Raw genomic sequence first — 22,104 nt, 5'->3', positions numbered from 1 at the left:
GCATTCGGCATGGCCCGCGCGCCCCGCTTGTCGCCGCTGCTGCAGGAGGTGCGTGCATGCCGCGCCTGTGCGGCGGATCTGCCGCATGAGCCGCGCCCGGTGGTGGTCGCGCATCCATCTTCCCGTGTGCTGATCGTCGGCCAGGCGCCGGGCCGGCGCGTTCACAACACCGGTGTGCCGTGGAACGACCCGTCGGGTGACCGCCTGCGCGGCTGGCTGGAGATGAGCCGTGAGCGCTTCTACGATGCCTCGCTGCTGGCGATCGTGCCGATGGGGCTTTGCTTTCCCGGCAGCGGCAAAAGCGGCGACCTGCCGCCGCGGCCGATCTGCGCGCCACGCTGGCACGGCCCATTGCGCCAGGCCATGCCTGAGATCCGTCTGACCCTTCTGATCGGCAGCTATGCGCAGCGCTATTACCTCGGCGACGCGTGCGGCGCCACCATGGCCGACACCGTACGGCAATGGCGCGACTATCTGCCGACCTATTTTCCGCTGCCGCACCCCAGTCCGCGCAATCAGGCATGGTTCAAGCACCACCCCTGGTTCGAGGCCGAGGTGCTGCCCGCGTTGCGCGAGCGCTTGCGCGGGATCCTGCCGCCAGCGGCGCAGCCATCCTGATAATCCATATGCGGCAACGGCGCTGTGCAACGGCGGGGCAGCCGCTACAATGCAAAAGATGCGGGGCGTGCCCGCATCCCGATGCGCCGGCATGACGACTGGGCGCCATGCGCATCGTACCGACCGCGAACCCCTGACCCGTGACATCGACCATGCTGAGTACCCAAGAAGCGCTGCAAGCCGTCCTGAGCGCGGCCCGCCCGATCCGCGAGAGCGAAAGCCTGAACACGCTCGAAGCCAATGGCCGCGTGCTGGCCGAGGACATCGTGTCGCCGCTGGACGTGCCGCCGATGAGCAACAGCGCGGTCGACGGCTACGCGGTGCGTCATGCCGATCTGCATGGCGCCGAAACGGTTCTGCCGGTGTCGCAACGGGTGCCCGCCGGACACCAGCCCGAGCCGTTGGAGCCGGGCACCGCGGCCCGGGTTTTCACCGGCGCGCCGATCCCGGCGGGTGCCGACACCTCGATCATGCAGGAGCAGTGCGAAGCGCGCGGCGACGAGGTCGTCATTCGTCATCAGCCCCAGATCGGCGAATGGATAACGCGCCAGGGAGCGGATATACAGGCGGGCAGCGTGATCCTGCCGGCCGGCACTCGCCTGAGCCCGCAGGCGCTGGGGTTGGCTGCTTCGGTGGGTTGCGCGCGGGTGCCGGTCACCCGGCGCTTGCGTGTGGCGGTTTTTTTCACGGGTGACGAGCTGGTCATGCCGGGTGAGCCGCTGCGCCCAGGCTCGATCTACAATTCCAGCCGCTTTACACTGCGCGGTCTGCTCGAAAATCTCGGCTGCGCGCTGACCGACTTCGGCATCGTGCCCGACCGGCTCGACACGACGCGCGCGACGCTGCGCCAAGCCGCGCGGGAGCACGATCTGATCATCACCGTGGGCGGGGTCTCGGTCGGCGAGGAAGACCACATCAAGCCGGCCGTGCAGGCCGAGGGGCGCCTCAACCTGTGGCAGATCGCGCTCAAGCCCGGCAAACCGCTGGCGTTTGGCGAAGTTGACAACGGCACCACCCGGCCGGCCTATTTCATGGGGCTGCCCGGCAATCCGGTCTCCAGCCTGGTGACGTTTCTGCTGTTCGTGCGCCCGTTCATCCTGCGCTTGCAGGGCGTCGAGCGCGTCACGCCGCGGCGCTTCGCGATGCGCGCCGATTTCACGCAAAAAAAGGCCGATCGCCGCAACGAATTCCTGCGTGCGCGGCTCAACGAGGACGGCGGCCTGTCGCTGTTCGCCAACCAGAGTTCGGCGGTACTGACCTCGACTGTCTGGGGCGACGGCCTGATCGATAATCCTCCCAATCACGCGATCCAGGCTGGCGAGAATGTTCAATTCATTCCCTTTGCCGAATTGCTTTACTGAACCGCAGGAGCTATTGGTTTCCCATGAAAATTGAATTGCGTTTTTTTGCCAGCGTTCGCGAGGCGCTGGGCACGGCCCAGGAAACCGTCGAGGTGCCGGAATCGGTGCGCACGGTCGGCGACGTGCGGGCTTGGCTGCGCGAGCGCGGCGCGGCGTGGCAAGAGACTCTGGCCGAAGGCAAGGCTCTGCGCACGGCCTACAACCACCAGATGTGCAGCCCGGCCACGCGCCTGAGCGAGCAGTGCGAGGTGGCTTTTTTCCCGCCGGTCACCGGCGGTTGAGGACAACGCCATGCCTATCAAAGTCCAGCAGGACGATTTCGACTTGAGCGCGGAAGTCGCGGCACTGCGGGCCGGCGATCTGCGGGTAGGCGCCGTGGCCTGCTTTGTCGGTACGGTGCGCGACCTCAGCGGCGGCGAGGACGTCGCCGAACTCGAACTCGAGCACTATCCCGGCATGACTGAGAAGTCACTGGCCGCGATTGTCGAGCAGGCCCATGAACGCTGGGACATCTATGACGCACTGGTAATCCACCGCTACGGCAAGCTCAAGCCGGCCGATCAGATCGTGCTGGTCGCGGTGACCTCCGCGCATCGCGGCGAGGCGTTTGCGGCGTGTGAATTCATCATGGATTACCTGAAATCGGAAGCGCCGTTCTGGAAAAAGGAACAGACGCCGGCCGGGGCCCGCTGGGTCGAGGCTCGGCATAGCGACGAGGCGGCGCTGGCTCGCTGGGGCGTGGATAAAACGCAGGACGAATAGCTTGGCCGGCGCGCGCTATGGCTGGGCGGGGCGGGTCAGGCGCGCCAGCAGGGCTTGCTGCTCTGGCGGCAAGACGTAGTCCCACCCGAACAGGCCAAGCTGCAGGCTTTGCGCGATACGCAAGGCCGGCGTCATGAAGGCTGCGGCGGCGGCCGGCTCGTAAAGGTGGTTGACCGTATCCAGAAAAAGATAGAGCCAACGGTTGAAGTGCTCGCCGCGCAGCCCCTGCAGCGGCATATGCGCCTGCATCACATTGCCGCGAAAACGCTTGGTGCCGAGCACGATATTGCTCCAGAAATCGTACATTTTCGGCAGGTGCTGGTCCCAGCGGCCGGCCAGGATCCGGTCGAAGATCGGGCCGAGCATGTCGTCCTCGCGGACCCTGTCATAAAAAGTATCGACCAGCGTGCGAATATTGGCTTCGTCGGGCGATGCCGCGCGGGGCGCCACGGCTGGGTCATCGGGTCGGGTCACGATACTAAAATATGTAAATTTTATGCATATTAAACGATGCCTGCCCGGAAGGCAAGCCGGGCACCGTGTACGGGTTTGGCGCACAGATTCGGCGAAATACGCCTTTTTTCCCTTGAAAACCGCAGGTATTGGCCACACATCGAAGGCAAAGTCAATCTTTCCCTGGAGCATTCGATGCGACAAGACAAATTCACCACGCAGTTCCTCGAAGCGCTGTCAGACGCGCAGAGTACCGCAGTCGGACGCGACAACCAATATATCGAACCGGTCCATCTGCTGGCTGCCTTGCTGGCACAGCCCGAGGGCGCAGCGCGCTCGCTGCTGGCACGCGCCGGCGTGCACGTGCAGCCGCTGACCAGTGCGGCGCAGCAGGCCATCGAGCGCCTGCCGCAAGTGCAGGGCACCAACGGCAATGTGCAGGTCGGGCGCGATCTGGCCGGCCTGCTCAATCAGGCCGACAAGGAAGCGCAAAAACGCGGCGACAGTTATATCGCCAGCGAAATGTTCCTGCTTGCACTGGCCGACGACAAGGGCGACACCGGCCGTCTGGCGCGCGAGCACGGCCTCTCGCGCAAGGCGCTCGAGGCCGCCATCGAAGCGGTGCGCGGAGGCCAGGCTGTCGACAGCCAGGACGCCGAGGGCCAGCGCGAGGCGCTCAAGAAATATACGCTCGACCTGACCGAGCGGGCCAGGGCGGGCAAGCTCGACCCGGTCATCGGCCGCGACGATGAAATTCGCCGCACGATCCAGATTCTGCAGCGTCGCACCAAGAACAACCCGGTGCTGATCGGCGAGCCCGGCGTGGGCAAGACCGCCATCGTCGAAGGGTTGGCGCAGCGCATCATCAACGGTGAGGTGCCGGAGTCGCTCAAAAACAAGCGCGTATTGGCGCTGGACATGGCGGGCCTGCTGGCCGGCGCCAAGTACCGGGGTGAATTCGAGGAGCGCCTCAAAGCCGTACTCAAGGACATTGCCAAGGACGAAGGCCGCACGATCGTCTTCATCGACGAAATCCATACCATGGTGGGCGCCGGCAAGGCCGAAGGCGCCATGGACGCCGGCAATATGCTCAAGCCGGCATTGGCGCGCGGTGAACTGCATTGCATTGGCGCGACCACGCTCGACGAATATCGCAAGTACATCGAGAAGGACGCCGCGCTCGAGCGCCGCTTCCAGAAGGTCCTGGTGGACGAGCCCTCGGTGGAGGCGACCATCGCCATCCTGCGCGGCCTGCAGGAGAAGTACGAGCTGCACCACGGCGTCGAAATCACCGACCCGGCGATCGTCGCGGCCGCGGAACTGAGCCATCGCTACATTACCGACCGCTTCCTGCCGGACAAGGCGATCGACCTGATCGACGAGGCCGCCTCCAAGATCAAGATGGAGATCGACTCCAAGCCCGAGGCGATGGACAAGCTCGACCGCCGGCTGATTCAGCTGAAGATCGAACGCGAAGCCGTGAAGAAGGAAACCGACGAAGCGTCGCAAAAGCGGCTGGCCCTGATCGAGGACGAAATCGTCCGGCTGGGCAAGGAGTATGCCGATCTCGAGGAAATCTGGACGGCCGAGAAAGCCGCCGTGCTGGGCAGCGCGCAGATCAAGGAAGACATCGAAAAAGCCCGCGCCGAGATCGTGCGCCTGCAGCGCGAGGGCAAGCTCGATAAGGTCGCCGAGCTGCAATACGGGACCTTGCCGCAACTCGAGGCCAAGCTCAAGGAAGTCACGCAGGCCGAGGCGTCGGGCAAGGCGCAGGCGCGACCCAAGCTGCTGCGCACGCAAGTGGGCGCCGAGGAAATCGCGGAAGTGGTCTCGCGCGCGACCGGTATTCCAGTGTCGAAGATGATGCAGGGCGAGCGGGAAAAGCTGTTGCACATGGAGGACAAGCTGCACGAGCGGGTCATCGGGCAAGACGAGGCCATCGAGGCGGTGGCCGATGCCATCCGGCGCTCGCGTGCCGGGCTGGCGGATCCCAACCGGCCATATGGTTCGTTCCTGTTCCTCGGCCCGACGGGGGTCGGCAAGACCGAGCTATGCAAGGCGCTGGCGACGTTCCTGTTCGATTCGGAAGACCATCTGATTCGCATCGACATGAGCGAATTCATGGAAAAGCACAGCGTGGCACGTCTGATCGGCGCGCCGCCGGGCTACGTCGGCTACGAGGAAGGCGGTTACCTGACCGAGGCCGTGCGGCGCAAACCGTACAGCGTGATTTTGCTCGACGAGGTCGAGAAGGCGCATCCGGATGTCTTCAATGTCTTGCTGCAGGTACTCGACGATGGCCGCATGACGGACGGTCAGGGCCGCACCGTGGACTTCAAGAACACGGTCATCGTGATGACCTCGAACCTCGGTTCGTCGTTGATCCAGGCGATGGTGGGCGAGCCGCAGGAGCGCATCAAGGATGCCGTGTGGGGCGAAATCAAGGAGCAGTTCCGGCCTGAGTTCCTGAATCGCATTGACGAAGTGGTCGTGTTCCATGCGCTCGACGAGCAGCACATCAAGTCGATCGCGATGATCCAGATCGAACGCCTGCGCGAACGGCTGGCCAAGATGGACATGCAGCTCGACGTCTCGGAGGCCGCGCTGGCACATGTCGCCAAAGAAGGCTATGACCCCGTGTTCGGGGCCCGGCCGCTCAAGCGCGCGATCCAGCAGGAGATCGAGAACCCGGTGGCCAAGCTGATTCTGGCGGGCAAGTTCGGACCGAAGGATATCGTGCCGGTCGATTGGCACGATGGCAAGTATCAGTTCGAGCGGATCGTGCACTGATCGCTAACGGCGAAGTGCAGCACAGGCGCGGCTTCGGCCGCGCTTTTTTTTTGCGTGCGCGTCGGTGTGATGCTCGGGGCGTGCGGCAGGCATTCAGTCGCCGCTGCGTGCCGGAGGGGTGCGGTGTTCGGCGACCTGGTGCTGGCCACGCGCGAAGAACGTGCTCGGACTCTCGCCGAAGGCGCGCCGGAACATTGCCGAGAACGCGCTTTGGCTGCTGTAGCCGAGCTCGTGCGCGATGCGAGCCAGCGAGTAACCTCGCGAGGCGAGTGGGATCGCCTGCGCAAGCAGCGCTTGCTGGCGCCAATGTACGAAGGTCGTACCCATCTCCTGGCGAAATAGCCGGGCGATCGTGCGCGAACTCGCGCCGGCATAGCGAGACCACTGCTCGAGCGTCCAGGTGCGTGCGGGGTCCGCCAGAATCGCATTGCACAGGCTCAGCAGACGCTTGTCGCTGGGCAGCGGCACTTGCAGCGGCAGCGGCGCCGCACGCCCGATCTCGTCGAGGGCCAACGCGCCGAGCAGGCGTTCACGCGCGGGATCCAGTGGCCCGGGCTGGTCGATCGCGGCGATCAATTCGCGCAGCAGGGGCGAGACTTCGACCACGCGGCAACCGCTCAACGCGGTCGGAATAGCCGCCGGCAGCACGTACAGCGTACGCAGATAGGCGTCTTTCAGAATCGATAACTGGTGCGGCGTATGCGGCGGAATCCAGAGCGCTCGCGACGGCGGCACGATCCACGCGGCATTGGCAACCGCCAGGCGGATGACGCCCTGCGTGGTATAGGCGACCTGAGCCCACGGATGCGCATGCCGGGGCACGACGACGCCCTGTGCCAGCGGTCGCGAACGCAACCTCACCGGCCGGGCGTCGCTGGGCCCGTATTCGTGAGGCACGATATGCAGCGCGATGGGCGCGCTTGGGATCTGCTCGGGCATGGCTATGAGGCGAGAGCTTTATTGAGGCGATCTTAGCGCACCCTCGCCGAACGCGCGTGGTCCGTCACCAAACGCCGTAGAACACTCCCGCGTTCTTGTACTGGTTGGTGCCGCGCTCCACATCGGCCTCTGAGACGGTCGTTCTATGCTTCAAATGGCTGAGCCAGTCCAGCAGTCGCTCGCGCATGCCATCGCGAACGGATTCGTAGCCGGGCTCCCGGCCCAGATCGAAAAATTCCTCGGGGTCGTTTTGCAGATCGAACAATTGCGGCGCGTAGCCTTCCCAATGGACATATTTCCAGGTATCGGTGCGCACCATCCATGCGCGGCATTCGCCGGGGCCGCGACCCAATGTCAGGCGTGCCTGGCGATATGAGTAATCGAGTTCCGAGAACACCGCCTCGCGCCACGCTTGGGCCGTTTCCCGACCCCGCGTGAGCGTCAGCAGCGAGCGCCCTTCCAGGCGGTGCGATGGTAGTGGTGTGTCGAGCGCGTCGAGGATGGTCGGCACCGTATCGATTGCCTCGACCAACTGCTTGCTGGTGTGACCGCGCGTGGCGTTGGCCTCGGGCGACGGGTCGTAGACGATATACGGCACGCGTTGCACGGTGTCGTAGAAAAGCTCCTTTTCGCCGAGCCAATGGTCGCCGAGAAAATCCCCGTGATCGGCGGTGAAAATAATCAGCGTATCCTGCCAGCGACCCAGTCTTTCCAGCGTCTCCCAGAGCCGGCCGAAGTGCGCGTCCAACTGGCTGATGAGTCCCTGGTAGGCGGGGCGAACGTGATGGGCGACCTCCTTGCGCATGAAATTCGCGCACTCCTCCTGCTGCCGGTAGGCTGCTACCACAGGATGCGGCGCAGTCAGCTCGCGCGGGTGACGCTGCAGCGGCAGGCATTGGTCCAGCGCATATTGGTTGTGATATGGCGCCGGGGCCATGTATGGCCAATGCGGTTTGACATATGACAGATGCAGCACCCACGGCGCGTCGCCGTGACCCTCGATGAAGCGAATCGCCTGATCGGTGGTGTAGGCCGTTTCGGAGTCGGCTTCGGCCACCCGGGCCGGCAGGTGGACGTTGCGCATGTGCCAGCCGCTGACAATCCGTCCGTGCTCGTCTTCGGCGGAGATCGCATAGTCGGTCCACGGGTCGGCGCTGGCGTAGCCGCGCTCGCGCAGATAGCGGGCGTAACCGCCGTCCGGCTCGGCATGATGGCCGTCGTAGCGGTCGACCAGCTTGAAATGGCCTTCGCGCAGCAATACGCCGAGTTCGCTGTCGCCCTCGATGTGCAGGCGCTCGAGGCCGTGGCGATCCGGCGTGACGTGACTCTTGCCCACCAGCGCGAGCTGCCGCTGGCGGTCTTTCAGGTATTCGCCCAGCGTGAGCTCGTCGATCGACAGCGGGACGCGATTCCAGGTCGCCCCGTGGCTCGAGACATAGCGGCCGGTATAAAACGACATGCGCGATGGCCCGCACACCCCAGACTGGACGAAGGCGCGCTCGAAGCGCACGCCGCGCCGCGCCAGCGCGTCGATGTTCGGTGTCTTGAGATACGGGTGACCATAGCAGGCGAGGTGGTCGGCCCGCAGTTGATCGCACATCACGAACAGCACATTACGAATGGATGACATGAATACAGTGCCCTGAAAATCACCGGTTACATCGAAAATTCGCCTTGTCCGGCCGCGCCGGCGGCATCCAGGCAAGTCTCGCGCGACTTGTCCTGCATCGGCCAGAGCGCGGCCACGCCGACTAACGTAGCGATCGTGACGAAGTAGGCCGGCATCATCTTGTCGCCGGTGACTTCGATCAGCCAAGCCACCAGGAATGGCGAAAAACCGCCGAACAACGTCGTGGCCACATTGTACGAAATCGACAGTCCGGTGGCCCTGACCCGTGTGGGGAACAGTTCCGCCAGCGCCGTGGCCGCCGGGCCCAGCGACGCCGCCATCAAAATCGCGAAGATCATTTCGGTGGCCAGCAGGCGCGGCAGGCTCGGCGCGGCCACCAGCCAGACAAAGAGCGGGTAGATGGTCAGCAGGTAGAGCACCATGGCCGTGCCCATCACCGGCTTGCGGCCGACACGATCGGAGAGCAAGCCGAACAGCGGGATCAGGATCATGCGCGTGGTGCCGGTGACCACCAGGACCACGAACGGTGCGGCGACCGGCAGGTGCAACTGGCGCACCGAATAGATCGGCAAATAGACGTTGAGCACGTATTGCGCGACCGAGCTGAACACTACCAGGCCGAAGGAGATGAGCAGCGCGCCGCGATGCTCGCGCCATATCGCTCCGAAGGTGACGCGGGCCGCGTCCGTTGCCGTGGCGATCGCTTGTGTATAGCCGGGCGCCTCGTCGATCTTCGTGCGGATGTAAAAGCCCACCGGACCGATCAACAAGCCGAACAAAAACGGGATGCGCCAGCCCCAATCGTTCAGGGCCGTGGCGGACAGGCCGCGCGAGATCAGCGCGCCCATGGTGGCGGCCACGACTGCTGCCAGAAACTGTCCGAAGTTCTGCCAACTGCCATAGAAGCCGCGTCGGTTCGCCGGTGCGTATTCGATCAACAGCGCGGTCGCGCTACCGAATTCGCCGCCGGCCGACAAACCCTGCAGCAGGCGCGAGAGCACGACGATTACCGGCGCGGCGATACCGATAGTGGCGTAATTCGGCGTGAAGGCGATCATTGCCGAGGCAACGCTCATCAGCAGGATAACCAGTGACAGCGCAGCCTTGCGTCCGGCCCGGTCGGCGTAGATGCCAAGCAGGATGCCGCCCAGCGGGCGCACCAGGAACGCGCTGCCGAAGGTGGCGGTGGTGAGCAGCACCGAAAGCGTGGGGTCGGTCGACGGAAAGAACTGCTTGGCGATGATGACCGACAGAAAGCCGAAAACGATGAAGTCGTACCACTCGAATGCGTTGCCGATGGTTGCGGCAACGATGGCGCGCCGATGCGCTGCAAGGGATGACATGGAAAATCCTCCTGGGGAAGGCGGCCGGTGCCGGCCGGGGTGTCTCGTTCTCCGGGGCTGGCAAGGGCAGCCCCGATCCGTTCTCGGCGAGCCGGCCCAGCGCCGGGCTGTGGCTGCCGCGATTTTTCGACGGATTTTCCACCTATAATTTATTACCGTCTAATGAGATATTCGTGTCAATTAATAAATTTATGGTTATGAAATAAGGGCTGTCATGCTGCCGATCGAAAGTTATTTTTCTCGTCAATTGAAGCTGCGGCACCTGCAATTGCTGGTCACGGTGGCTGACTTGCCGAGCGTCGGGAAGGTGGCTCAGGCGCTGCATGTGACCCAGCCGGCTGTCTCGAAAATGATTGCGGATCTCGAGCGTGGTGTCGGTGTGCCGCTGTTCGAGCGCGATGGCCGCCGCATCAAGCCCACGCCTTATGGCGCCTGCCTGATTCACCACGCCCGCGAAGTGTTGCGGCACGCCGGTCGCGCCAGCGAGGCGCTGCAGGCGATGGCCAACGGCATGGGCGGCCGGATCGACGTGGGCGTGTTGTCGGTGGCCGCGCCGATTCTGATTCCGGAAGCGGTGTTGCGCTTCAAACGGCATTCCCCGACCGCGACGGTGTGCCTGCACGAAGGAACGCTCGATCAACTGCTGCCGGCACTGCGGGCCGGCCACCTCGATCTGGTGGTGGGGAGGGTCCCGCACGAACTGACGGACGATTCGCTGGTCAGCGAAGCGCTGTTCGACGATCCGACCGTTATCGTGGCAGCGCGCTCGCACCCGCTCGCGCGCAAACGCAAGGTTGCCTGGCAGGACCTCGACGGTTGTGCCTGGATTGTGCCGACCGTCGGTGCGCCAATGTATAAACGCTTGCTATCGATCCTCGCCGCGCACCAGGTCAGGACGCCGGTCAATGTGGTGGAGTCTGTCGTCACCACGGCCAATCTCGCCTTGCTGCAATCGTCGGCGGTGCTCGGGCTGTTGCCGCGTTCGCTGGCGACGCACTATGCCGCCGACGGCATCCTGAAAATACTGCCTCTCGATCTTGGCGGCGTGATGGGCCCGGTCAGCGTCGCCTGGAACGTCGGCGGCGAGATCACCCCCGCGCTCACGCTGTTTCGCCGCTGCCTGGGCGAGGCGGCGCGGACCATGCCGAACGCGCAGGGTCACGACGGCGCGCCGTGACGCGCTATCATCCGGTCTATTCCGTTTTATGCGAGGAAACGATGTCATTTGCCACATGTGATCTTTGCGACGCCCACGAATCCCGGCTCGCGGACGGTTCGCTGCGCGTGCTTGCTCCGATGTTTCTGGGGTTTGGCAAGGCTGCCCGCTTCAGCGGCCCGGCGACCACGCTCAAGGTGTTCGAGGACAACGCGCTGGTGCGCGCGACGCTGGAGACGCCAGGTGACGGGCGGGTGCTGCTCGTCGATGGCGGCGGCTCGCTGCGCTGTGCGCTGGTGGGCGGCAACCTTGGCGTGCTCGGCGCGACCAACGGTTGGGCCGGCATTATCGTCAACGGCTGCGTGCGCGACTCGGACGAACTCGACGCGTGCGACATCGGCGTGCGCGCGCTTGCGGTCAATCCTCGGCGGGGCGCCAAGCTCGGCCAGGGGCAGCGTGACGTTCCAGTGCATATTGCCGGCGCGCTGATTCGCCCGGGCGATTGGATCTACGCCGACCGCGACGGCATTATCGCCAGCCAGGAGAAGCTGGCGTGAGTGACTCGCTCCATACGTTTGTCTATGGCACGCTGCGCGCCGGCGAAGTCAACGACCTGCGACGGGCGGCCGCGCGCCATGGTCTGCCGGCACCGGTGCTGGTAGGCGAGGCCGACGCCGAGGGGTTGCTGTTCGACTTTGGCGGCTACCCCGGCATGGTGCGCGCGATCGGGCAGGGGTATGTGCGCGGCGAGGTTTACCGGATCGCGCCGGCGCTGGTACCCGTCCTGGACGAGATCGAGGAGGTCTACCCCGGCCAGACGGGCCTTTTCGTGCGCGAGCAAGTGGCGGTGACCTGCGCCGGAGAAATCCACGATTGCATCGTCTACCCGGTTGCCGCATCGGCTGTTGCCGGGCGGCCGCGCATTGAATCGGGCGACTGGGTCGCCCATCGGCTGGCGCGCGCCTGAGCTCGCCATGCCGGTTGCGGCCGGCATGGCGAGCAGCCGGTTCGAGGTCCGAAATTGGCCAGACAACCGTCTGCGTCCATGCGAAGATGGCGACCGCATCGGATGGGCCGATGCACGAATGCCATGCATGGGCGCAGAGGAATATCTTGAGACCTGCCGATTTCACACGAATGATCGCCTTGTCCGCGATCTGGGGCGCCAGCTTTCTTTTCATGCGGATCGCCGCCCCGGTACTGGGGGCCTTGCCGACCGCTTTTTTCCGCGTGCTGTTCGGCGCGCTTGGCCTGGCGGCGCTGCTTGCCGCCATGCGTGTGCGGTGGCGGTTCAACGGCAAATTCGGCGCGACGCTGGCGCTGGGCGCGATCAACTCCGGCGTGCCTTTCATCATGTACTGTTTGGCAGCCGAAGCGCTGCCGGCCGGCTACTCGGCGATTCTCAACGCGACCACGCCGCTCATGGGCGTGCTGATCGGCGCGCTGCTGTTTGGAGAGCGTCTGACGCCGCCCAAAGTCCTCGCGATGGTGCTTGGCCTGGCAGGTGTCGGTGTGCTGACTCGGGCTGGGCCGGTTGCGCTCACCCCGACGGTGCTGCTGGGGGCTGGCGCCTGCCTGGTCGCCACCGCCTGCTATGGCTTGGCGGGTTTCCTCACGCGTCGCTGGATTACCGAAAAGGGTGGCTTGGACAGCAAGCTGGTGGCATTCGGATCTCAGTTGGGGGCGGTCCTGCTGGTGCTGCCGTTCTTCGCCATTTCGTCCGTCACGGGGCCGGTACCCGATTGGGGCACGCCCGGCGTGTGGGCGGCGATGGCCGGCCTCGGCTTCATGTGCACCGCGCTGGCTTACATCCTGTATTTCCGCTTGATCGCCGATATCGGGCCGATCAAATCGCTGACCGTGACATTCCTGATTCCCTTGTTCGGCGTGCTCTGGGGCGCGCTCTTTTTGGGCGAACGCCTGTCCTGGGCTCATGCCGTCGGCGGTGGCCTGATCGGCCTGGCACTGTGGCTGGTTTTGCGCCCGGCGGGTGCGGCCGCTCGCGTCAGAAAAGCGGCATGATTGTGCTTCAGTCATTTTTCACGATGCGGAATCTTGTTTTGGTCAGTAAAAATCTGCGTTGCTAAGCACAAAGAAAATTTTTCAATATAAAAAATCGCTTTCCATAATAAGAAATTATATTTTTAAGTTATTGATAAATATGGTAAAAATTTTTCATTTTTCGGCCGGTTAGATCTGTTGCGACGCGTAAGAAATCACTAGACTCTTATATAAGACTTCGCCGCCAGAAGTGCCAGAAACATCCGTTACGGCACCCGGCGGCGAAAAAAGCGGTTTTTCGTTTTATCCATAGGACTAGGAGATTGCCATGTCGCGTCAACAAGAAGTGAAGCAGCTCGAACAGGAATGGGCTTCCAATCCGCGCTGGAAAAACATCAAGCGTGGGTATTCCGCAGAAGATGTCATTCGCCTGCGCGGCTCGCTTCAGATCGAGCACACGCTGGCCAAACGGGGCGCGGAAAAGCTCTGGGCCGGCATCACCAGCGAACCGTTCATCAACGCGCTGGGCGCGCTGACCGGCAATCAGGCGATGCAGCAGGTCAAGGCCGGCCTCAAGGCAATTTATCTGTCGGGCTGGCAAGTCGCCGGCGACGCCAACCTGGCCGGTGAAATGTATCCCGACCAGTCGCTCTATCCGGCCAATTCGGTGCCGTCGGTGGTGCGCCGCATCAACAACACGTTCGCGCGCGCCGACCAAATTCAATGGTCGGAAGGCAAAAACCCGGGCGACGAAGGTTATGTCGATTTCTTCGCGCCGATCGTGGCCGATGCCGAAGCCGGCTTTGGCGGCGTGCTCAACGCATTCGAGCTGATGAAGTCGATGATCGAAGCGGGCGCGGCTGGCGTTCACTTCGAAGATCAATTGGCGTCAGTCAAAAAGTGCGGCCATATGGGCGGCAAGGTGCTGGTGCCGACGCGCGAAGCCGTGGCCAAACTGGTGGCCGCGCGCCTGGCGGCCGACGTCATGGGCACGCCGACTGTGTTGATCGCGCGTACCGACGCGGAAGCGGCCGACTTGCTGACCTCGGACGTCGATGAAAACGATCGGGCATTCTGCACCGGCGAGCGCACCGTGGAAGGCTTTTACCGCACGAACGCCGGCCTGCAGCAGGCAATCTCGCGTGGCCTGGCGTATGCGCCGTATGTTGACCTGGTGTGGTGCGAGACGGGCAAGCCCGATCTCGAATTCGCGAAGAAATTCGCCGAAGGCATCCACAAGGAATTCCCCGGCAAGATGCTCTCGTACAACTGCTCGCCTTCGTTCAATTGGAAGAAGAACCTGGACGACGCGACCATTGCCAAATTCCAGCGCGAGCTGGGTGCGATGGGCTACAAGTTCCAGTTCATCACGCTGGCCGGCTTCCATAGCCTGAACTACTCGATGTTCAATCTGGCATACGGCTATGCGCGCAATCAAATGAGCGCGTTCGTCGAACTGCAGGAAGCGGAATTCGCGGCGGCCACCAAGGGCTTCACGGCGGTCAAGCATCAGCGCGAAGTCGGCACCGGCTATTTCGATGCAGTGACCCAGACCATCGAACGCGAAGCGTCGACCACGGCGCTCAAGGGCTCGACTGAAGACGAGCAATTCTTCGATGCATCGCAGGGGACTGCCAAGGCAGCCTGATAGTCAGGATGCGCGAGGCGGTGCGTGCTCGTGCGCAGCGCCTCGATCGAAGTGCGATAAGGCAAAACGGCCCGCCGCGAAAGTCGGCTGGCCGGCAGGGAGGGGGAGACAAAAAGAGGGCACGCCGCGCGAACCCGGTTTGCGCGGCGTAGTTCTTATTGTGTGTTCGGCCCGCCCGGACTACCGGTAAATCAGTACCGGAATTTTCGAATGCACCAGGACACGTTGCGTTTCGCTGCCCAGCAGCAGGCTGGTCAGGCCACGCCGGCCGTGCGAGGCCATCAGGATGAGATCGCAGCGGTGGCGTTCGGCGGCATCGATGATGCCCAGGTACGGCGTGGGGAATGCCGAGGTGTCGCTGCGGAATGGCACACCCACCGCCTTTGCCGCCTCGGCGAGCTTATCCAGATGGACCTGGGCTTCCTGCTGAATGCGGTCGTTGAAGGTGGCGGGTGCCTCCAGCACGTATTCGCTGAACGGCGAGTAAGGGTATTCGGCCAGGCACACGTAGCCGGTCACTCTGGCGCCCAGCGCCTTGGCCAGCTCCAGTCCGCCGTTGACGGCTTTGGCGGAAAGTTCGGAGCCGTCGGTGGGTAAGAGGATATGAGTGAACAGCATATGACCTCCTTGCGATATGGCTGGCCAGCCCAGCGATTTCATTGTAATCCTCGACGCGGGCGATTCTGGTCGGTTTCGCGCAGCGCCGCACCGGCTGGCCGTTGCTCAGGGCATCGCAGTGGCGTCGGGCACCGGGTGCCTGTCGGATTCGGCGTGCTCGGCTACTTCCCAGTAGACCGGGTTGCTGTAGCTATGTTTCAGGTAATCGATGAACAGCCGCACGCGCAACGGCAGGTGCTTGCGCTGCGGAAACACCGCATGAATGCCGATCGGCGGCGCCGCGAATTCGTCGAGCACGGTGACCAGCCGCTTGTCGCGGATATCCTCGCCAACCTCCCACCAAGAGCGCCATGCGAGGCCGTGCCCCTCGAGACACCACTCGTGCAGGACCGCGCCGTCCGTGCATTCCATCGAACCAGCCACGCGGATGTTGAGCACCTTGCCATCCTGCTGGAAGGTCCAGCCGCGCTGCTGGTTGCTGCTGGCGCCGAACGCAAGGCAATTGTGATGCGCGAGGTCCTCCAGCGAGGTCGGCGTGCCATGGCGAGCCAGGTAGGCCGGCGCGGCCACGCACACCCGGCGGTTCTCGCCCAGGCGCAGCGAGACCAGGCTCGAATCGGGCAACTCGCCGAGCCGCACCGCGCAGTCGAAACCTTCATTGACCAGGTCGATCAGCCGGTCCGACAGATCCAGCGTCAACGTGACCTCGGGGTGGGCGCCGAGAAAGGCCGGCACCAGCGGCGCGACATGCCGTCGCCCGAAACCGGCCGGGGCGGTAATGCGCAGATGACCGCTGGCTTTCACGCCTCCGGCCGAGACGGTCGCCTCGGCATTGTGCATTTCGTTAAGAATTCGCTGACAGTCTTCGAGAAAGGCCGAGCCTTCATAGGTCAGCGTGACTTTGCGCGTGGTCCGTACCAGCAGCTTGACTCCGAGGCGCTCTTCCAGCCCGTCGATGCGCCGGCCGATGATCGCCGGCGCCACGCCCTCGAGCGCTGCGGCACCCGACAGGCTGCCCCGCGAGGCGACAGCGACGAAAGTTTCCATTTGTTTGAAACGATCCACGCTTCGATTACCTATAAAAAAGTAAAAGATAAATTGATTTCAATGAACTTTTATTCGCTCATTGATAAATAATACAATGCTAAAGTAAATTCAAGTTATACCGAAACTATGGCTACGGATATCAAAGCGGTTGTTTTTGACGCGTATGGCACGTTATTCGACGTGTACTCGGTGCGCGCGGCCGCCGAGCAGTTGTTCCCGGGCCATGGCGATGCGCTTGCCGCGTTGTGGCGCGACAAGCAAATCGAGTACACGCTTCTGCGCACGTTATCGGGGCCGCGCGGCGAGCACTACCGACCCTTCTGGGACGTCACGATCGATGCCTTGCGGTTCGCCACGCAGCGACTGGGCCTGAGCCTGTCGCCAGTGGCGGAGAAGCGGCTGATGGACGAGTACACCTGCCTGTCGTCGTTTCCCGAAAATCTCGAGGCCTTGCGCCGCTTGCGCGAGAACGGGCTGCGCTTGGGCATTTTGTCCAATGGCAACCCGCAAATGCTGGATATCGCCGTCAAGAGTGCCGGCATGAAGGGGTTGTTCGAGCATGTCTTGAGTATTGATGTGGCGCGCAAGTACAAGACTTCGCCCGAAGCGTATCAGTTGGGTACGCAAGCATTCGGGCTGTCTGTTGGCGAAATGGCGTTCGTCTCTAGCAATTGCTGGGATGCGATCGGCGCAACCTGGTTTGGCTACACGACCTTCTGGGTCAACCGGGGCGGGCTGCCGCTGGAGCAGTTGGGCGTGACGCCGCACGGCATGGGCCGTGATCTGCGCGACGTTGTGCGCTTCGTTGCCGCGCGCAACGCGGCGCCAGCTTGAATTTGACGCACGCTTGTGCGACCGTTTTCTTACATAACCTGTTGAACCAAGGAGTCACCATGGCGATTAATCTGCCTGCGGGCGTGGAAATCAAGGCGGAAATCCGTCCCGAATTCGAAGAGATCCTGACCACTGACGCATTGGCTTTCGTGGCGAAGTTGCATCGCGCGTTTGAAGCCCGTCGCCAGGAATTGCTCAAGGCGCGCGTGGTCCGCACCGCGCGCCTGGACGCCGGCGAACAGCCTGACTTCCTGCCGGAAACCAAGGCGATTCGTGAAGGCGATTGGAAGATCGCGCCGCTGCCGCAAGACCTGCAGTGCCGCCGCGTCGAAATCACCGGGCCGGTGGAGCGCAAGATGATCATCAACGCGCTCAATTCCGGTGCCGATAGCTACATGACCGATTTCGAGGATTCCAACACGCCCAACTGGAATAATCAGATCGAAGGCCAGATCAACGTGCGCGACGCCGCGCGCGGCACGATCAGCCTGGAACAAAACGGCAAGACCTATAAGCTCAACGAAAAAACCGCCACGTTGATCGTGCGTCCGCGCGGCTGGCACCTCGACGAGAAGCACGTGCTGGTCGATGGGCAGCGCGTCTCCGGCGGGCTGTTCGATTTCGGCCTGTACCTGTTCCATAACGCCAAGGCCCTGTTGGCGCGCGGCAGTGGCCCTTACTTCTACCTGCCGAAGATCGAGAGCCACCTCGAAGCCCGCCTGTGGAATGACACGTTCGTGCTGGCGCAAAACGAGCTGGGAATCCCGCAAGGCTCCATCAAGGCCACGGTGCTGGTCGAGACGATTCTGGCGGCTTTCGAGATGGACGAAATCCTCTATGAATTGCGTGACCATAGCTCCGGCCTGAACGCCGGCCGCTGGGACTACATCTTCTCGTGCATCAAGAAGTTCAAGGTCAACAAGGATTTCTGCCTGGCCGATCGCTCCAAGATCACCATGACGGTGCCGTTCATGCGCGCGTATGCGCTGCTGCTGCTCAAGACCTGCCATCAGCGCAATGCACCGGCCATCGGCGGCATGAGCGCGCTGATCCCCATCAAGAACGATCCGCAAGCCAACGAGAAGGCGATGGCTGGCATTCGCAGCGACAAGGCGCGGGACGCGACCGACGGTTATGACGGCGGCTGGGTGGCACACCCGGGCCTCGTGTCGGTGGCGATGGAAGAGTTCGTCAAGGTGCTGGGCGATCGTCCCAATCAGATCAGCAAGCGGCGCGACGACGTCAACGTGGCTGGCAAGGACCTGCTGGAGTTCCAGCCGGAGGCGCCGATCACCGAAAGCGGCCTGCGCAACAATATCAACGTCGGCATCCACTACCTGGGTTCGTGGCTGGCAGGCAATGGATGCGTGCCGATCCACAATCTGATGGAAGACGCCGCGACCGCCGAGATTTCGCGCTCGCAAGTGTGGCAGTGGATTCGCTCGCCCAAGGGTGTGCTCGACGACGGCCGCAAAGTGAGTGCCGAACTGGTGCGCGAGCTGATTCCGCAGGAGCTTGCCAAAGTGAAGCAGACGGTTGGTGGCGAAACGCCGACTTACGACCGTGCCGCCAAGATCTTCGAGGAAATGAGCACCAGCGAAAATTTCGTCGAATTCCTGACGCTGCCGTTGTACGAAGAAATCTAAGCAGCCTGAGCCCGCGGCGATGCGCAGCTCGCATCGCCGAACAGCAAAAAGCCCCGCCGAAAAAATCGGCGGGGCTTTTTATTGCCTGGGCTGAAACGGCTCAGCCGCGCTTGGTATGGCGCCCGTAACCGCCGCCATTACCGCCGCTTTTGCCGGCGTAACCGCCGCCAAAGCCGCGTTCCGAGCGGTTGCCGCCGTCACGGAAGCCGCCACCAGCGCCTTCGCGGTTACCGAACGAGCGGCCTGCGCCTTGCCGGGCACCGTCGCGCGAATTGCCCCAGTTGCCGGAGCCGCCGGGCTTGCCGGCCCGGCCATAGCCAGGGCGCTTGCCAGGGGCAGGTTTGTTGCCCGCCGGTGCCGCACGGCGTGGTTCGAAGCCGGCTACGACATTGACTGCCAGTGGCTGACGGGTATAACGCTCGATGCGGCGCACCGCATGCGCTTCGCTGTGCTGCGCCAGGCTCACGGCCGTGCCGGAGCGCCCTGCGCGGCCGGTACGGCCGATGCGGTGCACGTAATCCTCGGCGAATTTCGGCAGGTCATAGTTGAACACGTGGGTGATGCCGGGCACGTCGATGCCGCGCGCTGCGACGTCGGTGGCCACCAGCACGCGCAAGCGCTTCTCGCGCATGTCTTTGAGCGTGCGGTTGCGCACGCCCTGGGGCATGTCGCCGTGCAACGCGGCGCTACTGAAACCGGCCTGATCGAGTTGGCCGGCCAGTTGGTCGGCGTCGCGTTTGGTGGAGGTGAACACGATCGCCTGGTCCAGTGCGCGATCGCCGAGCAGATGCGCGAGCAGGCGGTCCTTGTGTTGACGGTCGTCGACGTAATGCAGCGACTGCGCGATATTGACGTTGGTCCGCTGGTCGGCGCGGGCGGCGATTTCGATGCGCTCGGGGTTACGCAGCAGGCGATGCACGATCGTGCTGATCTTGCCGTCGAGTGTGGCCGAGAAAAGCAGTGTCTGGCGGGTGGCCGGTGTGGCATCGACGATCGTTTCGATATCTTCGATGAAGCCCATGTCGAGCATCCGGTCGGCTTCGTCCAGCACCAGGATTTGCAGGGCCGACAAATCGATTTTTCCGCTGGCGATGTGGTCGAGCAGGCGTCCGGGGGTTGCCACCAGAATTTCCGGTTGGCGTGCCAGCAGTTCAAGCTGACGGCGATACGGCATGCCGCCCAGGATACTGACCGTACGCAGGCGGCGCAGATGCTTGCCATAGGTTTCCGCGGCATTGGTGACCTGCAGGGCCAACTCACGCGTGGGGGTGAGCACCAGCAGCGCCGGCTGTGCCGGTGCGGGGCGCACGCGCTGACCCTTGCGGGGCTTCTCGCCCGGCGCGGCAACTTCGTTGCGCGGATGCGCCGCACGCGCGGGGTGATTGGCCTGCCATTCAGCGAAGCGGTGAATCGCCGGCAACATGAATGCGGCGGTCTTGCCGGAGCCGGTCGGGCTCGATACCAGCAAATCGCGACCGGCCAGCGCTGCGGGGATCGCGCGCTGTTGTACGGGCGTGGGCTGCGTATAACCGGCGGCCTCGAGCGCGGACAGAATGCCGGCATTCAGGCCCAGCTCGGCAAAAGTCGGCCCGCCCGGCGTCGCGGTTTTTTCCGCGGGCGCGGAAGCTTGGGTGGCGTTTTCGTCGGACGCAGCGAAGATCGTCTGCGCGAGCGCAGATAGTTTGGAAGTGATTTCCATTAATCCCTCAACAACACAGGTTTGAATAAGGCGTTGGCGCCAATCGGCAAACCCGGGTCGACGGCTGCTAATAGCAAATCGCGGGTGGGGCAGGGGAAGTTGAACAACGAGACTTCCCGAATCGTAAGCCGGGAGTGTGCTCGAGTGCTACGTGAGCGAACGGAGAGGCTTATAACTGGATTGGGGCAAAACGCAAACAATCCGTTGACAAGTGCAGCGCAGCAACGGAAGCCGAGATTATAGACCACTTGGGAAAATTCTGCTGGCATTTATAAAGACTTACGCCATGTTGTGCGTCGCAAAATCGCCTCGTCAATACCGCGACAGCCTTCTCGTCGCAGGGAGAGCATAGCCGTTTGACTCAAATCGTTTCTAACATTATCATTTCAGTGCAAATTAATTTATCGGAATTTTCTGTTCGATCCATCCATGACAACGCCACCAATCAGCAGTCAGCAGTACGATTTGCGCATCCTGCGCGCGCTGCGTCGCATCACGCGATCGATTGCCCTGCATTCCCGGCAGTTGGCCGCCTGCAGCAACATCACGGCGCCTCAATTGATTTGTCTGCGCGCCGTGATCGATCGCGGCCCGCTGACGGCGACCGCGATCAGCCGGGAAATTCATGTCAGCGCCAGCACAGTGGTGGGCATTCTCGATCGCCTGGAAGACAAGGGGTTGATTCGTCGCGAGCGCGGTCGGGAAGATCGGCGGATTGTGTTTGTGTCGGCGACCGAAGCGGGTTTCAAGCTTGCCACCGAAACGCCCGCGCCGATGCAGAAGAAGCTGTCGGAGGCGCTCAATGCGCTACCCGAACTGGAGCAGGCCACGATCACGATGGCGCTAGAGCGAGTTGTCGATCTGATCGAGTCGGGCGGTGTTTCCGCGGAATCGGCGAGCGAGCCCGCTCCGCCGATTCTTGATGTACCTACGGGCGATGTGCCCCCCGAATCAGGATTGGTGGTTTGATAGACAACGACGGCGCTTACCGCAGCGAAAATTCCAATAGCCGCTTGGCCGTGCAGGATCCGCCCGGCTTATGCCTGAGGGTGCCCGACAAGCGCGACGGCGCGCAGATACACCGTCTGATCGAGGAGTGCCCACCGCTCGATCTTAATTCGCAGTACGCCTATCTTTTGTTGTGCGAGCATTTCTCGGACACCTGCGTGCTGGCCCAGGCGGGCGATCAGGTGCTCGGTTTCATCTCGGCCTATGAGCCGCCGTCCCGCTCCGACGTGCTGTTCGTATGGCAAGTCGCCGTCCATCGACAAGCACGCGGCCGGGGGCTCGGGCAACGCATGCTGCGGACGTTGCTGCAGCGCCCGCACTTAAAACATATTCAATATATCGAAACAACGGTCAGCCCGGAAAACCGGGCATCGCGAAGCCTTTTCGCGGCGCTGGCCAACGCATTGCAGGCCTCGATCGACGAGTTGCCGCTGTTTGATCGTCATCTGTTTGCCGGCCACGGCCACGATGACGAACCGCTGCTGCGTATCGGTCCGTTTCAAGCCAGTCGGGTTTTGGCTCGGACAGACTGCGCAGCTCAATGATGGGAC

At 63.1% G+C, this 22,104-nt stretch carries 20 protein-coding genes and 1 pseudogene; 14 read left to right on the top strand and 7 right to left on the bottom strand.

Annotated elements, in window-relative coordinates; genetic code table 11:
* The first annotated feature begins 9 nt into the window (after positions 1 to 9).
* The 4 genes from PATSB16_RS10510 to moaE all read left to right on the top strand — a co-directional run bounded on the left by PATSB16_RS10510 (position 10) and on the right by moaE (position 2,741).
* Entirely contained in the window at positions 10 to 618 is a 609-nt protein-coding gene (locus PATSB16_RS10510; RefSeq protein WP_047214084.1) for a uracil-DNA glycosylase family protein, read from the top strand.
* Between the two features lie 152 nt (positions 619 to 770).
* Positions 771 to 1,979 carry a molybdopterin molybdotransferase MoeA gene (locus tag PATSB16_RS10505; RefSeq protein WP_047214083.1) on the top strand — a complete coding sequence of 403 codons (1,209 nt, stop codon included), beginning with the start codon at positions 771 to 773 and terminating at the stop codon, positions 1,977 to 1,979.
* A 23-nt stretch (positions 1,980 to 2,002) separates the two neighbouring features.
* Positions 2,003 to 2,260, top strand: a complete 258-nt coding sequence (moaD, locus tag PATSB16_RS10500) for a molybdopterin converting factor subunit 1 (RefSeq protein WP_047214082.1) — start codon at positions 2,003 to 2,005, stop codon at positions 2,258 to 2,260.
* A 10-nt stretch (positions 2,261 to 2,270) separates the two neighbouring features.
* Positions 2,271 to 2,741: a molybdopterin synthase catalytic subunit MoaE gene (gene moaE / locus PATSB16_RS10495; RefSeq protein WP_047214081.1), complete on the top strand. Its 471-nt coding sequence runs from the start codon at positions 2,271 to 2,273 to the stop codon at positions 2,739 to 2,741.
* An 18-nt stretch (positions 2,742 to 2,759) separates the two neighbouring features.
* On the opposite strand, the pseudogene PATSB16_RS10490 reads toward moaE, so the two are convergent.
* Positions 2,760 to 3,215: pseudogene (locus tag PATSB16_RS10490) on the bottom strand (group III truncated hemoglobin); the annotation flags it as partial.
* A gap of 174 nt (positions 3,216 to 3,389) precedes the next feature.
* On the opposite strand from PATSB16_RS10490, the gene clpB reads away from it, so the two are divergent.
* Positions 3,390 to 5,984 (top strand): ATP-dependent chaperone ClpB, encoded by a 2,595-nt coding sequence (clpB, locus tag PATSB16_RS10485; RefSeq protein ID WP_047214080.1) that lies wholly within the window; start codon positions 3,390 to 3,392, stop codon positions 5,982 to 5,984.
* Positions 5,985 to 6,077: 93 nt separating this feature from the next.
* Here the strand turns inward: clpB and PATSB16_RS10480 are convergent, their stop codons facing one another.
* The 3 genes from PATSB16_RS10480 to PATSB16_RS10470 all read right to left on the bottom strand — a co-directional run bounded on the left by PATSB16_RS10480 (position 6,078) and on the right by PATSB16_RS10470 (position 9,896).
* Positions 6,078 to 6,923 carry an AraC family transcriptional regulator gene (locus PATSB16_RS10480; RefSeq protein WP_047214079.1) on the bottom strand — a complete coding sequence of 282 codons (846 nt, stop codon included), beginning with the start codon at positions 6,921 to 6,923 and terminating at the stop codon, positions 6,078 to 6,080.
* Between the two features lie 64 nt (positions 6,924 to 6,987).
* Positions 6,988 to 8,553: a sulfatase-like hydrolase/transferase gene (locus tag PATSB16_RS10475; protein WP_047214078.1), complete on the bottom strand. Its 1,566-nt coding sequence runs from the start codon at positions 8,551 to 8,553 to the stop codon at positions 6,988 to 6,990.
* 26 nt (positions 8,554 to 8,579) lie between these two features.
* Positions 8,580 to 9,896, bottom strand: coding sequence for an MFS transporter (locus tag PATSB16_RS10470; protein ID WP_047214077.1), 1,317 nt, complete (start codon positions 9,894 to 9,896; stop codon positions 8,580 to 8,582).
* A gap of 214 nt (positions 9,897 to 10,110) precedes the next feature.
* On the opposite strand from PATSB16_RS10470, the gene PATSB16_RS10460 reads away from it, so the two are divergent.
* The 5 genes from PATSB16_RS10460 to aceA all read left to right on the top strand — a co-directional run bounded on the left by PATSB16_RS10460 (position 10,111) and on the right by aceA (position 14,701).
* Complete coding sequence (locus PATSB16_RS10460; protein WP_047214075.1) at positions 10,111 to 11,073, top strand: LysR family transcriptional regulator; 963 nt, start codon at positions 10,111 to 10,113, stop codon at positions 11,071 to 11,073.
* Between the two features lie 41 nt (positions 11,074 to 11,114).
* Complete coding sequence (rraA, locus tag PATSB16_RS10455; protein WP_047214074.1) at positions 11,115 to 11,609, top strand: ribonuclease E activity regulator RraA; 495 nt, start codon at positions 11,115 to 11,117, stop codon at positions 11,607 to 11,609.
* Positions 11,606 to 12,019: a gamma-glutamylcyclotransferase family protein gene (locus PATSB16_RS10450; RefSeq protein WP_047214073.1), complete on the top strand. Its 414-nt coding sequence runs from the start codon at positions 11,606 to 11,608 to the stop codon at positions 12,017 to 12,019. Before rraA ends, PATSB16_RS10450 begins: the two co-directional genes overlap by 4 nt.
* A gap of 146 nt (positions 12,020 to 12,165) precedes the next feature.
* On the top strand, positions 12,166 to 13,074 hold the full coding sequence (locus PATSB16_RS10445) for a DMT family transporter (RefSeq protein ID WP_156884702.1): 909 nt from the start codon (positions 12,166 to 12,168) through the stop codon (positions 13,072 to 13,074).
* A 307-nt stretch (positions 13,075 to 13,381) separates the two neighbouring features.
* Positions 13,382 to 14,701 carry an isocitrate lyase gene (gene aceA, locus PATSB16_RS10440; RefSeq protein ID WP_047214072.1) on the top strand — a complete coding sequence of 440 codons (1,320 nt, stop codon included), beginning with the start codon at positions 13,382 to 13,384 and terminating at the stop codon, positions 14,699 to 14,701.
* Positions 14,702 to 14,881: 180 nt separating this feature from the next.
* On the opposite strand, the gene PATSB16_RS10435 is transcribed toward aceA, so the two are convergent.
* Entirely contained in the window at positions 14,882 to 15,316 is a 435-nt protein-coding gene (locus PATSB16_RS10435) for a universal stress protein (RefSeq protein WP_047216469.1), read from the bottom strand.
* A gap of 108 nt (positions 15,317 to 15,424) precedes the next feature.
* Complete coding sequence (locus PATSB16_RS10430) at positions 15,425 to 16,384, bottom strand: LysR family transcriptional regulator (RefSeq protein WP_047214071.1); 960 nt, start codon at positions 16,382 to 16,384, stop codon at positions 15,425 to 15,427.
* A 108-nt stretch (positions 16,385 to 16,492) separates the two neighbouring features.
* Here PATSB16_RS10430 and PATSB16_RS10425 point away from each other — a divergent pair, with 108 nt between their 5' ends.
* Together PATSB16_RS10425 and aceB are read left to right on the top strand one after the other, a co-directional pair.
* The gene (locus tag PATSB16_RS10425) at positions 16,493 to 17,200 is read left to right on the top strand and encodes a haloacid dehalogenase type II (protein ID WP_047214070.1); all 708 of its coding nucleotides are present in this window, start codon (positions 16,493 to 16,495) and stop codon (positions 17,198 to 17,200) included.
* A gap of 59 nt (positions 17,201 to 17,259) precedes the next feature.
* A complete protein-coding gene (gene aceB / locus PATSB16_RS10420) occupies positions 17,260 to 18,846 on the top strand; it encodes a malate synthase A (RefSeq protein WP_047214069.1) in 1,587 nt (528 codons plus the stop codon).
* A 100-nt stretch (positions 18,847 to 18,946) separates the two neighbouring features.
* Here aceB and PATSB16_RS10415 read toward each other — a convergent pair whose 3' ends face one another.
* Complete coding sequence (locus PATSB16_RS10415; RefSeq protein ID WP_047214068.1) at positions 18,947 to 20,545, bottom strand: DEAD/DEAH box helicase; 1,599 nt, start codon at positions 20,543 to 20,545, stop codon at positions 18,947 to 18,949.
* Positions 20,546 to 20,974: 429 nt separating this feature from the next.
* Between PATSB16_RS10415 and PATSB16_RS10410 the strand changes: the two genes are divergently transcribed.
* Both PATSB16_RS10410 and ectA read left to right on the top strand, forming a co-directional pair.
* Entirely contained in the window at positions 20,975 to 21,514 is a 540-nt protein-coding gene (locus tag PATSB16_RS10410; RefSeq protein WP_047214067.1) for a MarR family winged helix-turn-helix transcriptional regulator, read from the top strand.
* A 44-nt stretch (positions 21,515 to 21,558) separates the two neighbouring features.
* Entirely contained in the window at positions 21,559 to 22,098 is a 540-nt protein-coding gene (gene ectA, locus PATSB16_RS10405; RefSeq protein ID WP_047216468.1) for a diaminobutyrate acetyltransferase, read from the top strand.
* The last annotated feature ends 6 nt before the right edge of the window (positions 22,099 to 22,104 follow it).

Source organism: Pandoraea thiooxydans, assembly GCF_001931675.1.
In the GTDB taxonomy this organism is placed as follows: domain Bacteria; phylum Pseudomonadota; class Gammaproteobacteria; order Burkholderiales; family Burkholderiaceae; genus Pandoraea; species Pandoraea thiooxydans.
This window is presented reverse-complemented; position numbering and strand designations above follow the sequence as displayed.